Consider the following 13898-nt stretch of genomic DNA (forward strand, 5'->3'; position numbering starts at 1 on the left):
CACATTTTTCGCGGTTGCACCTTTTAAAAGTGTTAACTGCCGCAGAGAAAAAGATAGCGTTATTATTTTTCCCAACGTCATACATCTTTCTTTTATTAACATTTCATTCATTTTTAAGCTTGTTATACAGGTCACATTTAACGTGGTTGCACAAAGTTGCAACATAGTAGATATTTCTCGATAACGATAAGCAGTACCTCACCGAACAACAGGAGCAGATGGCATGGGAACCACCACGATGGGGGTTAAACTGGATGACGCAACGCGCGAGCGCATTAAGTCAGCGGCAACGCGAATTGATCGCACCCCGCACTGGTTGATTAAGCAGGCAATCTTTAATTACCTGGAAAAACTGGAAAACGATGACACGCTGCCAGAAATTCCTGCGCTATTGGCCGGAGCCGCCAACGAAGGCGATGAATCCACGGCACCGCAGGAAGAGATCCATCAACCTTTCCTGGAATTTGCCGAGCAGATCCTCCCACAGTCGGTCTCGCGTTCCGCCATTACCGCAGCGTATCGTCGCTCTGAAACTGACGCGGTCTCGATGCTGATGGAACAGGCGCGTCTGCCGCAGCCGGTAGCCGAACAGGCCCATAAGCTGGCTTACCAACTGGCGGATAAACTGCGTAATCAGAAAACAGCCAGCGGCCGTGCCGGTATGGTGCAAGGCTTGCTGCAGGAGTTTTCTCTCTCTTCGCAGGAAGGGGTGGCGCTGATGTGTCTGGCGGAAGCGCTGCTGCGTATTCCGGATAAAGCCACGCGCGATGCCTTAATCCGCGACAAAATCAGCAACGGTAACTGGCAGTCGCACATTGGTCGTAGTCCGTCGTTGTTCGTCAACGCGGCGACCTGGGGTCTTCTGTTCACCGGTCGTCTGGTCTCCACCCATAACGAAGCCAGCCTTTCTCGCTCCCTGAACCGCATTATCGGTAAGAGCGGTGAGCCGCTGATCCGTAAAGGCGTCGATATGGCGATGCGTCTGATGGGCGAACAGTTCGTGACCGGAGAAACCATTGCCGAAGCGCTGGCGAATGCCCGTAAGCTGGAAGAAAAAGGCTTCCGCTACTCTTACGATATGCTGGGTGAAGCCGCGCTGACCGCAGCTGATGCGCAGGCCTATATGGTCTCCTATCAGCAGGCGATTCATGCGATTGGTAAAGCGTCGAACGGACGCGGGATTTATGAAGGTCCGGGGATCTCTATCAAGCTCTCCGCCCTGCATCCGCGTTATAGCCGTGCCCAGTACGATCGTGTGATGGAAGAGCTCTATCCGCGCCTGAAGTCGTTGACGCTGCTGGCGCGCCAGTATGATATCGGCATCAATATCGATGCCGAAGAGGCCGACCGTCTGGAGATCTCCCTCGATCTGCTGGAAAAACTGTGTTTTGAACCTGAACTGGCTGGCTGGAACGGTATTGGTTTCGTCATTCAGGCGTACCAGAAACGTTGCCCGTTCGTCATCGATTACCTGATCGATCTGGCCACCCGCAGCCGTCGCCGTCTGATGATCCGCCTGGTCAAAGGCGCCTACTGGGATAGCGAGATCAAACGCGCCCAGATGGACGGTCTGGAAGGCTACCCGGTTTATACGCGCAAGGTCTACACCGATGTCTCTTATCTCGCCTGCGCGAAAAAGCTGCTCGCCGTACCGAATTTGATCTACCCACAATTTGCGACCCACAACGCCCATACGCTGGCAGCCATTTATCAGCTGGCCGGGCAGAACTACTATCCAGGTCAGTATGAGTTCCAGTGCCTGCACGGAATGGGTGAGCCGCTGTACGAACAGGTCACCGGTAAAGTGGCGGATGGCAAACTGAACCGTCCGTGCCGCATTTATGCACCGGTTGGCACCCATGAAACGCTGCTGGCGTACCTGGTGCGTCGTCTGCTGGAAAACGGGGCGAACACCTCCTTTGTTAACCGTATCGCGGATACCACGCTGCCGCTGGACGAACTGGTGGCCGATCCGGTCGAGGCCGTCGAAAAACTGGCGCAGCAGGAAGGTCAGACCGGTCTGCCGCATCCGAAAATTCCGCTGCCGCGCGATTTGTACGGCAAAGGGCGCGAAAACTCTGCCGGTCTGGATCTTTCCAACGAACATCGTCTGGCCTCACTCTCCTCTGCCCTGCTCAACAGCGCGCTGCAAAAATGGCGAGCGTTGCCGATGCTCGAGACACCGGTTGCCGAGGGCGAAATGAGCCCGGTGGTCAACCCGGCAGAACCGAAAGACATCGTCGGCTATGTTCGTGAAGCCAGTGAAGCTGAAGTCGAACAGGCGCTGCAAAGCGCGGTGAACAATGCTCCTATCTGGTTTGCGACGCCGCCGCATGAACGTGCCGCCATCCTCCATCGCGCTGCCGTGTTGATGGAAGGCCAGATGCAACAGCTGATCGGCATTCTGGTGCGTGAAGCCGGTAAGAGCTTCGCCAACGCCATTGCCGAAGTGCGTGAAGCAGTAGACTTCCTGCATTATTACGCCGGTCAGGTGCGTGACGATTTTGATAATGAGACCCACCGCCCGCTCGGTCCGGTGGTTTGCATCAGCCCGTGGAACTTCCCGCTGGCCATTTTCAGCGGACAAATCGCCGCCGCGCTGGCTGCAGGCAACAGCGTACTGGCAAAACCCGCGGAACAGACGCCGCTTATCGCAGCCCAGGGCATTGCCATCTTGCTGGAAGCTGGCGTACCGCCGGGCGTGGTGCAACTGCTGCCTGGCCGGGGTGAAACGGTGGGCGCGCAATTGACCGCCGACAGCCGCGTGCGCGGCGTGATGTTTACCGGTTCTACCGAAGTGGCGACGCTGCTGCAACGTAACATCGCGACGCGTCTGGATGCACAGGGACGTCCGATTCCCCTGATCGCCGAAACGGGCGGCATGAACGCGATGATTGTTGACTCGTCTGCCCTCACCGAACAGGTGGTGGTCGACGTACTGTCCTCGGCATTTGACAGCGCCGGACAGCGCTGCTCCGCGCTGCGCATACTCTGTCTACAGGATGATATCGCCGACCACACGCTGAAAATGCTGCGTGGCGCGATGGCCGAATGCCGGATGGGCAACCCGGGGCGTCTGACCACCGATATCGGTCCAGTGATCGACAGTGAAGCCAAAGCCAATATTGAACAGCATATTCAGGCTATGCGGGCGAAAGGTCGTCCGGTATTCCAGGCGGCGCGTGAAAACAGTGAAGATGTCCGTGAATGGCAAAGCGGTACATTCGTTGCGCCAACGCTGATCGAACTGGAAAGCATTGATGAGCTGCAAAAAGAGGTCTTTGGTCCGGTTCTGCACGTTGTACGCTACAACCGCAACAACCTGGACGCGCTGATTGACCAAATCAACGCCTCCGGCTACGGTCTGACGCTGGGCGTCCATACCCGTATTGATGAAACCATTGCCCAGGTCACCGGTTCGGCGCACGTAGGCAACCTGTACGTTAACCGGAATATGGTGGGGGCGGTCGTCGGCGTACAGCCGTTCGGCGGCGAAGGACTCTCGGGGACCGGCCCAAAAGCCGGTGGGCCGCTCTATCTCTACCGTCTGCTGGCAAATCGTCCGGAAAATGCGCTGGCCATCACTCTGGCGCGTCAGGATGCGGACTATCCGGTAGACGCCCAGTTGAAAGCCGCGCTGATCCAGCCGCTGGAAGCGCTCAGCGAGTGGGCGGCCGATCGTCCTGTGTTACGTCAACTTTGCCAACAGTTTGGCGAACTGGCGCAGGCCGGTACGCAGCGTCTGCTGCCTGGCCCTACCGGGGAGCGTAACACCTGGACGCTGTTACCGCGTGAGCGCGTACTGTGTATCGCGGATGATGAACAGGATGCGCTGGTGCAACTTGCCGCCGTCACTTCGGTCGGGAGTCAGATTTTGTGGACTGACGATGCCTTTCACCGTGACCTGGCGAAACGCCTGCCGGCAGCGGTTTCTGCCCGCATTGCGTTTGCGAAAACCGACAGCCTGACAACGCAGCCTTTTGATGCGGTGATCTTCCACGGCGATTCCGATCAGCTTCGCTCCCTGTGTGAAGCGGTAGCAGCCCGTGAAGGCGCGATTGTCTCGGTACAAGGTTTCGCCCGTGGTGAAAGCAATATTCTGCTGGAGCGACTGTACGTCGAGCGTTCGTTAAGCGTGAACACGGCAGCCGCCGGAGGTAACGCAAGCCTGATGACAATTGGCTAAGGCTGTGGTTAATTAAGGCTCCGGAAACGGGGCCTTTTTTTATGGAGCCAGAGGGAATGATGAAACGAATACTACTCACCTGCGCTGCGCTGCTGCTCAGCGGTCAGGCGCTGGCCGATGGCTGCGCAAATGCCAGCACGCAAGCGGAAATGAATACCTGTGCCGTCACCCAGTATCAGACGGCAGACAAAGAACTGAATGAAACGTATCAGAATGCGCTGAAACGCGCAGCCCCGCCACAGCAGGAACTGCTGAAAAAGGCGCAGACCGCGTGGATCGCCATGCGCGATGCCGACTGCGCGCTTATCAGCTCCGGCACCGAGGGGGGAAGTGCTCAGGTGATGATCGCCAATCAGTGTCTGGCGGATAAAACCGCCGAGCGTGAAGCGTTTCTCGCCTCGCTGCTACAGTGCGAAGAAGGCGATATGAGCTGCCCACTGCCGCCTGCCAATTAACGAACGCGAATTCCCTCAATAATCATGCGCTGAACGTTTTCAACCGTCTGATTAAAAAAGGTTTCGTCACGCAGCGTTGCGCCCGTCACCGCCTCAACCTGAGGCGCAAAGTCGGCGTAATGCTGTGTTGAAGCCCAAATCATGAAGATCAGATGATGCGGGTCGATCGGCGCCAGTTTGCCGCTCTTCACCCAACCGGCAATCAGCGCGGACTTTTCATCAATCAGCGTTTTCAGATCGCCGGTCAATTCATCCATCAACAGCGGCGCACCGGCCAGCATCTCCATGCAAAAAAGACGCGAGGCCTGCGGGTAATCACGGGACACTTCCAGCTTCAGCCGGATGTACTCTTTAATGGCAGCCAATGGCGCAAAATCTTCCCGAAACGCTTTTAAGGGCGCCAGCCAGATATCCAGAATCTGTCGTAGCACGGCGACATACAGCGCCTCTTTTGACGGGTAGTAATAAAGAAGATTGGTTTTGGAGACGCCGGCCTGCTCGGCAATGTGTTCAATACGGGTGCCGTGAAAACCATATTGTGAAAACGTATTTAATGCGGCTGTCAGAATCGCTTCGCGTTTCGCGCTGACCGCCTGCGAGCGTTTACCTGTTTTTTTCTCAGCACGTTCGGCCATGCCCTTTCCTTGTTCGGTGAATCTGTCAGTGGCGCATAGTCTGCGTGGCGTTTCCTTTCAGTTCAACCTGACGGGCAAAAAAAACCGCCGGAGTATCCGGCGGCGGTGGCGTCATCACGCAGTTAGGGTAGGCTGAACATGATGATCGACAAGTGCGGCAATGCTAGCTGTTACGGCTACCACCACTGCTCTTGCCCCCTTTTTTACCTGCTTCAGAGGCACGCTGCGGGTCATTTTTAAAATTCCCCCCGCTGTGCTGACCACCTTTCTTACCTGCTTCTGATGCTCTTTCACGGTCTTCGGCAAAATTACCGGAACCGCCTCGATGGTTTGCCATTACTGACCTCCGTCATTGATTAGACATCATATTGCATAGGTACTGAGGAGTGACTCCTCACGCCACGGATGGCGGATGCCATTCACCTCGCGACGTGAAACTAAGCTTAGGCAATACAGAGCGTTCGGCCCGCCGCTGGTAATATCCTGCAACAGCTTAAGTCCGTGTTGAGAAATAATTGCCTCAATTTATCAATAAGCCTTTCTTATGATTAGCAAAATTTAGCGGCGAGAAAATGTATCATTTTGCTACAAAACAGGAGGCCCTAAAATTTGTTATAAATCAAAGAAATGGTCGTGATATTTGCACTCTCAGCACCACGTCATATCTTTAAAGAGGGTAGCGAATCGCTACAGACACGGTTAATACGAGGAGTAGTACAAATGGCTAAAGTTCTGGTGCTTTATTATTCCATGTACGGACACATCGAAACGATGGCGCACGCGGTAGCGGAAGGGGCAAACAAAGTGGACGGCGCAGAGGTCGTGATTAAGCGTGTACCGGAAACCATGCCAGCTGAAATTTTTGCCAAAGCCGGAGGCAAGACGCAAAACGCGCCCGTCGCCACCCCGCAAGAACTGGCGGATTACGACGCCATTATTTTTGGTACGCCAACGCGCTTTGGCAATATGTCAGGCCAGATGCGTACCTTCCTCGATCAGACGGGCGGATTGTGGGCGTCCGGCGCGCTGTATGGCAAACTCGCCAGCGTTTTCAGTTCTACCGGGACAGGCGGCGGTCAGGAACAAACGATTACGTCTACATGGACTACACTTGCCCATCATGGGATGGTGATTGTGCCCATCGGCTACGCCGCACAGGAACTGTTCGATGTTTCGCAAGTTCGCGGTGGTACGCCTTATGGCGCAACGACCATTGCCGGGGGTGACGGTTCACGCCAGCCCAGTCAGGAAGAGCTCTCTATCGCACGTTATCAGGGCGAATACGTTGCCGGTCTGGCAGTGAAGCTCAACGGCTAATCTTCAACGGGAGGATAAGAATGCCAACTCAAGAAGCGAAGGCTCATCACGTCGGTGAGTGGGCAAGTCTGCGCAATACATCGCCGGAAATAGCCGAAGCCATATTTGAAGTTGCCGGATATGACGAAAAGCTGGCAGAAAAAATTTGGGAAGAAGGCAGCGATGAAGTGCTCATTAAAGCCTTTGATAAGACAGATAAAGACGCGCTCTTCTGGGGCGAACAGACCATCGAACGTAAAAACGTTTAAGCCGTTAAATCCCCCGCTTGCGCGGGGGAACCTCATTTATTTCGCCGCCTCATTCAGCAGTGCGTCAAACTTGTCGATCGGACAGAAACCGTTCGCATCAATCGGGCATCCTTTCAACTCCAGGGTCACGCGTTGCGCCGGGGCTTTCAGCGTCAGCACATCCGCATTACGCAGTTGCTCTGAACTCTGATACACATACTCAATTTTCATCAGATCGCGGTTGGCCTTCGTGTCATGCCAGCGCTGGAAGACAATTTTGCCGCCAATCGGCGTGCGTTCGTTTTGATCATGTAACTGATAGGGTTTGAATTCCAGTGCGGTAAGCAGTGAGGCGATGTTTGAGTCATGCCCCACCAGCACGGTAATTTTCGGCGCTTTCGCCTGTTCGGTTACCAGCGCTTTGTCGATGTATTTCACCAGCGGTTTCGCCACGTTACGTGCGACCTCCGCAGAGGTAAACAGGCTGTCCTGATAGCCATTTTTCAGTTTCGACAACACCTTCCACTGCTGATCGGATTTAATTTCGCCCCAGGCCACCTGATCCATCGGGAATCCTTCGTAGTATTGCAGCGTGAAAGCGTCCACCAGCGAGTTCCCCACTTTCAGCGGTCCGGAGACACCGGGCTCCTGCTCATAGTTCGCGCTAAAGGTATCTTTAGCGTCAGTCAGCGAACACTGCTGTTTTTCCTTGCACGATGGCGAGTCTTTGTAGTTGATCATCTGTTCCAGCAACTTGTAGCTGTCATCAAGTTGCATCTGGCTGCGCTCTTTTTCCATCGCCTGTACGGCTTTCTCGCGGAAAGCCGCTGAATCATCGGTGATCACCGGGTTAAAGGTGGGGTCCATGGTGCCCATTTTTTCCTGGTGATGCACCGGAACATCGCAGCCAGGGAATGCGCCGGTGATAAAGAACTGGGCGGTCGCGACCGTACGCTGCAGACTGTTGGCATAGGTATAGACCGTATCCGGTGCCGGGCACTCGCCGGATTTCACCATCCCCTGCTCTGCCAGCCATTCACGCATGTAATGGCCCATATACACTTCCAGCACGCCACCTTTGGTGGTGAGCTGTCCGCCCGGCACATCCCATTCAGGCCATTTATTCGGAGTGGACTGCTCCAGCACGCTGCCATTGTTCGCCAGCGGCGCACGTAAGTTATGTCGACTCATCATCAATACTTGCTGTAGCTGATAGCCTTCCGGCGCCGTTTGTGCCTGCGCGGCAGAAGACACCATCATAACCCCTGCCACAGCGGCGGCAATTAACGATTTGTTCATCCCTACGACCTCGTGTTGTTTTTCGTCATTCATAAGTGTGACAGATATATGACACATTTTTGGGAACGAGACCGCAAAAACAGGGATTCAGCGCATCATATTGATGCCAAATATCATTTGCAGCTTGCGGATCCCGGAGGGCGTGAAGGTGACCTGGCGGCTTCCCGGTGCTGTTTTGATCCACCGCTGCCCGGTAAGCCAGGTCAGTAGCGCCGCGCCAAGTACACCACCCAGATGATAACGTCGCTCGCTCCAGTCCAGACAGCCGCAGCTAAATTTGCGTCGCGACACGCTGGCCTGTACGACAATGCCCAGATCCGCCAGTTTCTCCTCACCCAGAGGCGTCAAGGTTTCGCCATCTGCCGTCAGCCACTGTCGGGAAACCAGCGTATCAAACAGTCTCACCGCCACTTCTCCGGCCAGATGGTCATAACAGGTCCGCGCATGACGCAAACTGAAAGGCGTAGTGATTTTCCGCGATGCCGTTGATGTCCAGGCGACGCCCATCAGACGCTCCAGCAGTTCCGCAATGTCTGCGCTTGCAAGGCGAAAATAGCGGTGCCGCCCCTGGGCGAGAGAAACCACGAACCGCTGCTCGCACAGACGGGCCAGGTGCGCACTGGCGGTAGACGGCGAGATATCCGCCACCGCGCTCAGTTCCGTCGCCGTCCATGCCCGGCCATCCATCAGCGCACACAGCATCCGGGATCGCGATTTGTCCGCCATCACCGCCGCCGTCAGCGCCATTCGTGATTCGAGTTCGCCGTCTTCTTCATTTACGACTATTGACGTCATACTGACCTCTCAGCCTCGGGGAGGGGTTAACCATGGCACGATTTTGTCATTAAGTCACAGCACGGAGCATCATTTCGATACTTAGCCCCATCAGACAAAACAGAAAGCAACGTTTAAAGACAACGGGTGAGATGACCCGTCGGATACGAGTGCCTGCCCACTGGCCGAGCAGCGCCGGAACGATGGCGAATGCCGATAAGCTCAGCGACTGCACGGGGAGCGCGTCGTGCCACCACAGACCCAGTGCTAACGCCAGCGTGGAAAAGGTAAAAGAGATACCGAGCGCCTGAACTAGTTCATCCTTCTCAAAGCCCAGCGACTGGATCCACGGCACCGCCGGCATCACAAAGACGCCCGTTCCGCCGGTCAACAAGCCGGTAGCGAATCCGACAACCAGTGAGAGCGGTTTTTCACGCCGCGGTGCGATCGCAATTCGTTTTCCCGCCAGGGTCCAGAGCGCATACACCATCAGCGCCAGCCCGAGCGCAAACTGTGTGCGGGAAGTCTCGCCACCGGTGATCCAGACGCTGGCCAACAGTGTGGCAATCACCACCGTTAGCAACATCGGCCAGAGTCGCTTCAGCAACATCCGGGTATTTCCACCGCCGCCAAACTGAAACAGATTGCTGATAAGCGAAGGTAACAACAGCATAGCCGCCGCCGCAACCGGTGAGATCAGCGAGCCGAGGATCCCCATTGCCACGGTAGGCAGTCCCATGCCGGTGACGCCTTTCACCATCCCCGCAAGAACAAAGGTTAAGGCAATCATCACAACCTGGTCGGGGTCGAATGCAAAAAGAAGGGTCATGCTTCAGCGTCCTGTAAGGAGAAGATGACCTATCCTGAATGCTTGCGACAATGCTTGCTTCGTCAGCGAACGAAATGTGGTTTCCGCTATTCAGAGATAATGACTTCATGGCGGATGTTACGCGCGCAGTAGGCTGTCCCGTCTTTGAGATACAGTTCCTGAAAACGGCTGTTATCCATCGGTTGTTGCAGTCGCGTACGCTCGGTATCGACAAACTCTTTTTGCACGCGGTAATGCACCGCATCCTGTGTTTCGAACGCGATAAACTCGCGGGTGGCATAGGGCTTATGTTTCAGTTTGACATAGACGATGTACTGCACCGTGCTGAACGTGAGCCCGGTTCGCACGGCAATCTCCTTCATGGTCAGCGGTTCATCGGATTCATACAATGCCTGAACCTGTTGAATTCTCTTCTGGCTATACGCCGACACACGCAAACTGAGTTTCAGCCGGTAAGCCATATTGCGCACCACCGTCACATTGGTGCACAGCATCTGCGCAATGTGTTGCGTCGAGAGGACGCCCGCGTTTTCACGCAGGAGAGCCAGGCTCTCGTCGTTCCAGATAAATGCCATCAGCGGTATCCCTCCACCGAAAACTTATTGCCCCGCGAGACGGGCGAACGTGGCGGCTAATTCCGCCGGTTTACGCATTCCCTGATGCCACTCCAGCACCCGGCCTTGTGGATCAATCAGGACCGAGGTCGGTGTGCCGATGACCTGGTATCGTTCCTGAGTGATTTTCATCTGATCGCGAAGGACCGGATACGACACCTGGTGCTTCGCCAGAAGCGCATCAAGGTTGACCGTACCCGGATCGGTATTCACCGCCACCACTACCACGCTATCGCCCCATTTCTGGCTGAGCGTTTCCAGCGAATCCATCTCCGCCAGACAACCACCGCAGCCTGCCGACCAGAAATTGAGGTAGATGGATTTTCCCTGCCAGCGATCCAGTCCGGACTCCTGGCCTTGTAAATCGAAGGCCGCCAGCGCCGGAGCCGTTTCGCCGACAGCCAGCTTTTCCTCTTTACAGCCACTGAGCAATACCGCCAGTGAGAGAATGAAAACGTTAAGCCAGCGCATGTTGCATCGCCTCCTCTCCCAGATACTTTCCGTGTTGCAGACGCAAAATGCGATCGGCAAACTGCCCAAGCGCCGGGTTATGCGTCACCATGACTATCGTGCGCCCCTGGCGGTGCAAATCGGTAAGCAAATCCAACACCCGCTGTTCATTCTCTTCATCGAGGTTGCCTGTCGGTTCATCCGCGAAAATGACCGGCGGCTCATTCACCAGCGCCCGCGCAATACAGACACGCTGCTGCTCCCCACCGGAAAGCTGGCTGGGTAAATGGGTGACGCGGTGCCCAAGGCCGACCTGTTCCAGTACTTTTCTGGCTGCTGCCTCGTCCACCACGCTGTGGTAGTGCTGCGCCAGCATGATATTTTCCAGCGCGGTTAAAAAGGGAATGAGATGGAATTGCTGGAACACCAGGCCAATCTTCTCGGCGCGAAAACGACGCCGTCCCTCTTCATCCAGCGCGGCGGCGTCCGTACCCTCAAGAAACACCTGACCTTCCGTTGCGGTATCCAGACAGGTGAGGATGTTCATCAGCGTCGTTTTCCCGGAGCCGGAGGCCCCCATGATGGCGACAAACTCCCCTTGCGTAATTCGCAGGTTAATATCATCCAGGGCGGTAACGTCGCCAAACCGTTTATAGAGGTGACGTGTTTCGATCGCCACCTGTGGAATCTGCGTCACGGACATGGCGCTACTCTCCTTTCAGCACGTTAGCGGGTTCGACGCTGACCGCACGCCGTACCGGAACAATCGCCGCCAGAATGGCGACCAGTAAAGACAATACGAGGGTGATGGGCAGCACCGGCAGACGCAGCGAGATCGCCGCGTTGAATACCGTCAGTCCCAACAGTTGCGCCAGCAAATACCCCAACAACCAGCCGCACACTACGGCCGCAAGGGCGATAATGCAGGTTTCCAGCAAGATTTGCCGTACGATGTCGCCATTGCTGGCACCCAGCGCTTTTTGCAGAGCGAACTCGCGGGCACGCTCGCCGACTATCGCCATCAGGGTGGTATTCACGCACAGGGAAGAGAGCGCCAGAATCACCAGCGATACCAGTCCCATCAGCCCTTTGATCTTATCCAGCACCTGTCCTTCTGAGGCGGAGACTTTACGCACCGGGCGAATCTCCAGATCCGGATACTGGCTTTGCAACCGGCTGGCATAGCGATCAACCTGGCCAACATCATTACTGACGCTCAACAGGCCGTGGCTGATTTTCCCCGGCTGATGCAGCCAGGCTTGCGCCACGTCGAGGCTGACGATCAGCATGTTGTCCGTGGCGTCACCGGCTTCGACAATGCCTTTAATCTGCAGGTTTTTCCGCTGGTTATGATCGACCAGCGTGACGTTATCGCCGGGCTGAACGTTGAGGCGCTCCGCCAGCTTGACGCCAATCATCGCGTTGCGATCGTCGAAGCTGACGCCAATCCAGCTCCCCTGAACCTGCCAGTAAGGCACCAGTTTTTGCAACGATTCAAACCAGACGCCGACGATCACCACTTTTTCCAGTTCGGTACGCGCCATGCCGTATAACCACGGACTGGCACCGTGAACCAGCCCCGCTGGCGCATCATCCAGAAGGGTCTGTAGCTCCCGCTGTGGCATACTCGCGCCGTGCCCCGGCCCGATGTAGAAGTTGGCGCCGAAGGTGCGTAACTCTTCACTCATTTTAGTATTGATGTCGAACCATACCGCGCTCAGCGCCGTCACGATGGTCGCCCCCACCATCAGCGCGGCAAAAACCACGCTGACCCGCTGAAAACGCAGGCGCAGCGCCCGCCACACCAGCAGCCAGAGCATTGTCCGTTTAGCGGCCATACAGCACCTCCACGGGATAAAGTCGCGCAATGCGCCGCGCCGGGAACCAGGTTCCGATCAGGGCAATCAACATCGCAACCACCAGTACACACGGCACCACAATCCACGCGAATTCAAGCGGTGCGTCGAACAGCATCACGCCAATCGCTTTCGCCAGCCCCCATCCGGCAACGCATCCCAGCGCCCCGCCAGCCAGCCCACTGGAAGCGGCTTCGAGGTAGAACAGCAGCATGATCTGCCACTGACGCGCGCCAAGCGCCTTCATCAGACCGATCTCTTTGGCGCGTTCCATAATGGTGCTGGTCATCAGCGAGGCGATCCCCATTGCCGATGCCGCCAGCGCGGCAATCGTCACCACCGCCATCAGCAACTGAATTTTGTCAATCACCACCCCTTCAGAGGCGGCGACTTGCCAGACCGGGCGCACCTCCGCCCCGGAGATCGCCTCCTCCAGTTGGTGGGCGATAGAAGAAACATAAGCAGTGCAGTACCAGAGGTCGTACTCTTCCGCATTAAGCGCATCCAGATTTTCCCGCGCGCGACGTGAAAGCTCATTTTCCGGTACCGTCAGCGCCGAAACACGAATGGCCTGCACCTTGCCGGGCAACCCCAATAGCGTCTGCGCTATTGCGAGCGGCATCACCAGTTGGTTATCTTCCTCGCCGCCGCTGGAGAGGATCCCGCTGACGGTGACAGGCACTGTTGTATCCGCGTTGTTTAATACCAGCGTATCACCCGCTTTCCATCCTGTTTGTCGCGCCAGCGCATGCCCCACGAGCGTTTGCGGTGGACTGTTCTCGCCTTCCTGCGGCCAGTCGCCGGTCACCTGCCAGAACGGGCTAACCGTTTTCTGTCCGGTTTCATATCCCTCTTCATCCGGAATATCGACCGGTTGGCTGAAGAACGTCCCGAGAATGCGCACCGCGTTATCGTTCACGGTGACTTCACCGCCCAGCATCGGCGCAAAACCGACAATGTTATTGCGCCAGAAAATATCTTTGATATTCGGCAATTCAGCTTCATCAAGGAAATCCTGCCCAGAGAGCGGATTACTGCTTTCGCTAAACAGCGCAGGCAATGTCGCTTGTCCGGCAGGCTCAATCAGGATGTTTGCGCCGTAGGATTTGAGCTCCCTCGACATTTTGTCACCGATATCGATCGACACCGCCAGCAGCGCCGAGATCAGGCTGGCTGCAAGAAAGACCGTGATAATTGCCAGCCCTTTACGCCGCAAGTTGCGTCCCCAGGATTGTCGTAACATTCGCCACAGCATC

14 protein-coding genes are annotated in these 13898 nt (G+C 56.1%); 4 read left to right on the forward strand and 10 right to left on the reverse strand.

Annotated features, from left to right (window positions below; all coding sequences use genetic code 11):
- Window positions 1-223: 223 nt before the first annotated feature.
- Complete coding sequence (gene putA / locus JTI98_RS17565) at window positions 224-4186, forward strand: trifunctional transcriptional regulator/proline dehydrogenase/L-glutamate gamma-semialdehyde dehydrogenase (RefSeq protein WP_216081593.1); 3963 nt, start codon at window positions 224-226, stop codon at window positions 4184-4186.
- Window positions 4187-4245: 59 nt separating this feature from the next.
- Complete coding sequence (locus JTI98_RS17570) at window positions 4246-4641, forward strand: lysozyme inhibitor LprI family protein (protein ID WP_216082262.1); 396 nt, start codon at window positions 4246-4248, stop codon at window positions 4639-4641.
- Here the strand turns inward: JTI98_RS17570 and rutR are convergent.
- Both rutR and JTI98_RS17580 read right to left on the reverse strand, forming a co-directional pair.
- Window positions 4638-5276: an HTH-type transcriptional regulator RutR gene (gene rutR, locus JTI98_RS17575; protein WP_044258058.1), complete on the reverse strand. Its 639-nt coding sequence runs from the start codon at window positions 5274-5276 to the stop codon at window positions 4638-4640. The two genes, JTI98_RS17570 and rutR, sit on opposite strands and share 4 nt — an antisense overlap.
- 163 nt (window positions 5277-5439) lie before the next feature.
- Window positions 5440-5613, reverse strand: coding sequence for a general stress protein (locus JTI98_RS17580; RefSeq protein ID WP_043001044.1), 174 nt, complete (start codon window positions 5611-5613; stop codon window positions 5440-5442).
- 383 nt (window positions 5614-5996) lie between these two features.
- Between JTI98_RS17580 and wrbA the strand changes: the two genes are divergently transcribed.
- Both wrbA and JTI98_RS17590 read left to right on the forward strand, forming a co-directional pair.
- Window positions 5997-6593, forward strand: coding sequence for an NAD(P)H:quinone oxidoreductase (gene wrbA / locus JTI98_RS17585; RefSeq protein WP_043001045.1), 597 nt, complete (start codon window positions 5997-5999; stop codon window positions 6591-6593).
- Between the two features lie 20 nt (window positions 6594-6613).
- Window positions 6614-6841 (forward strand): YccJ family protein, encoded by a 228-nt coding sequence (locus JTI98_RS17590; RefSeq protein ID WP_042319758.1) that lies wholly within the window; start codon window positions 6614-6616, stop codon window positions 6839-6841.
- Between the two features lie 36 nt (window positions 6842-6877).
- Here the strand turns inward: JTI98_RS17590 and agp are convergent, their stop codons facing one another.
- From agp to JTI98_RS17630, 8 genes are all read right to left on the reverse strand, one after another.
- Window positions 6878-8119, reverse strand: coding sequence for a bifunctional glucose-1-phosphatase/inositol phosphatase (agp, locus tag JTI98_RS17595; protein ID WP_216081594.1), 1242 nt, complete (start codon window positions 8117-8119; stop codon window positions 6878-6880).
- Between the two features lie 87 nt (window positions 8120-8206).
- On the reverse strand, window positions 8207-8914 hold the full coding sequence (locus JTI98_RS17600) for a helix-turn-helix transcriptional regulator (protein ID WP_216081595.1): 708 nt from the start codon (window positions 8912-8914) through the stop codon (window positions 8207-8209).
- A gap of 49 nt (window positions 8915-8963) precedes the next feature.
- Window positions 8964-9722: a sulfite exporter TauE/SafE family protein gene (locus tag JTI98_RS17605; protein WP_044258064.1), complete on the reverse strand. Its 759-nt coding sequence runs from the start codon at window positions 9720-9722 to the stop codon at window positions 8964-8966.
- An 86-nt stretch (window positions 9723-9808) separates the two neighbouring features.
- A complete protein-coding gene (locus tag JTI98_RS17610) occupies window positions 9809-10297 on the reverse strand; it encodes a MarR family transcriptional regulator (RefSeq protein ID WP_044327672.1) in 489 nt (162 codons plus the stop codon).
- A 24-nt stretch (window positions 10298-10321) separates the two neighbouring features.
- On the reverse strand, window positions 10322-10807 hold the full coding sequence (locus tag JTI98_RS17615) for a TlpA disulfide reductase family protein (protein WP_043001050.1): 486 nt from the start codon (window positions 10805-10807) through the stop codon (window positions 10322-10324).
- Entirely contained in the window at window positions 10794-11489 is a 696-nt protein-coding gene (locus tag JTI98_RS17620) for an ABC transporter ATP-binding protein (RefSeq protein WP_043001051.1), read from the reverse strand. Before JTI98_RS17620 ends, JTI98_RS17615 begins: the two co-directional genes overlap by 14 nt.
- Window positions 11490-11493: 4 nt before the next feature.
- Window positions 11494-12624 (reverse strand): FtsX-like permease family protein, encoded by a 1131-nt coding sequence (locus tag JTI98_RS17625; protein ID WP_043001052.1) that lies wholly within the window; start codon window positions 12622-12624, stop codon window positions 11494-11496.
- Window positions 12614-13897 carry an ABC transporter permease gene (locus JTI98_RS17630; protein ID WP_200050664.1) on the reverse strand — a complete coding sequence of 428 codons (1284 nt, stop codon included), beginning with the start codon at window positions 13895-13897 and terminating at the stop codon, window positions 12614-12616. Before JTI98_RS17630 ends, JTI98_RS17625 begins: the two co-directional genes overlap by 11 nt.
- Window position 13898: the final 1 nt, after the last annotated feature.

Source organism: Citrobacter sp. MGH 55 (genome assembly GCF_016906145.1).
Classification (GTDB): domain Bacteria; phylum Pseudomonadota; class Gammaproteobacteria; order Enterobacterales; family Enterobacteriaceae; genus Citrobacter_A; species Citrobacter_A amalonaticus.

Coding starts and splice junctions, on each gene's coding strand:
- JTI98_RS17605 (WP_044258064.1), bottom strand. CDS start 9,722: ATGACCCTTCTTTTTGCATTCGACCCCGACCAGGTTGTGATGATTGCC.
- rutR (WP_044258058.1), bottom strand. CDS start 5,276: ATGGCCGAACGTGCTGAGAAAAAAACAGGTAAACGCTCGCAGGCGGTC.
- wrbA (WP_043001045.1), top strand. CDS start 5,997: ATGGCTAAAGTTCTGGTGCTTTATTATTCCATGTACGGACACATCGAA.
- JTI98_RS17610 (WP_044327672.1), bottom strand. CDS start 10,297: ATGGCATTTATCTGGAACGACGAGAGCCTGGCTCTCCTGCGTGAAAAC.
- JTI98_RS17570 (WP_216082262.1), top strand. CDS start 4,246: ATGAAACGAATACTACTCACCTGCGCTGCGCTGCTGCTCAGCGGTCAG.
- JTI98_RS17590 (WP_042319758.1), top strand. CDS start 6,614: ATGCCAACTCAAGAAGCGAAGGCTCATCACGTCGGTGAGTGGGCAAGT.
- JTI98_RS17580 (WP_043001044.1), bottom strand. CDS start 5,613: ATGGCAAACCATCGAGGCGGTTCCGGTAATTTTGCCGAAGACCGTGAA.
- JTI98_RS17620 (WP_043001051.1), bottom strand. CDS start 11,489: ATGTCCGTGACGCAGATTCCACAGGTGGCGATCGAAACACGTCACCTC.
- agp (WP_216081594.1), bottom strand. CDS start 8,119: ATGAACAAATCGTTAATTGCCGCCGCTGTGGCAGGGGTTATGATGGTG.
- JTI98_RS17615 (WP_043001050.1), bottom strand. CDS start 10,807: ATGCGCTGGCTTAACGTTTTCATTCTCTCACTGGCGGTATTGCTCAGT.
- JTI98_RS17625 (WP_043001052.1), bottom strand. CDS start 12,624: ATGGCCGCTAAACGGACAATGCTCTGGCTGCTGGTGTGGCGGGCGCTG.
- putA (WP_216081593.1), top strand. CDS start 224: ATGGGAACCACCACGATGGGGGTTAAACTGGATGACGCAACGCGCGAG.
- JTI98_RS17630 (WP_200050664.1), bottom strand. CDS start 13,897: ATGCTGTGGCGAATGTTACGACAATCCTGGGGACGCAACTTGCGGCGT.
- JTI98_RS17600 (WP_216081595.1), bottom strand. CDS start 8,914: ATGACGTCAATAGTCGTAAATGAAGAAGACGGCGAACTCGAATCACGA.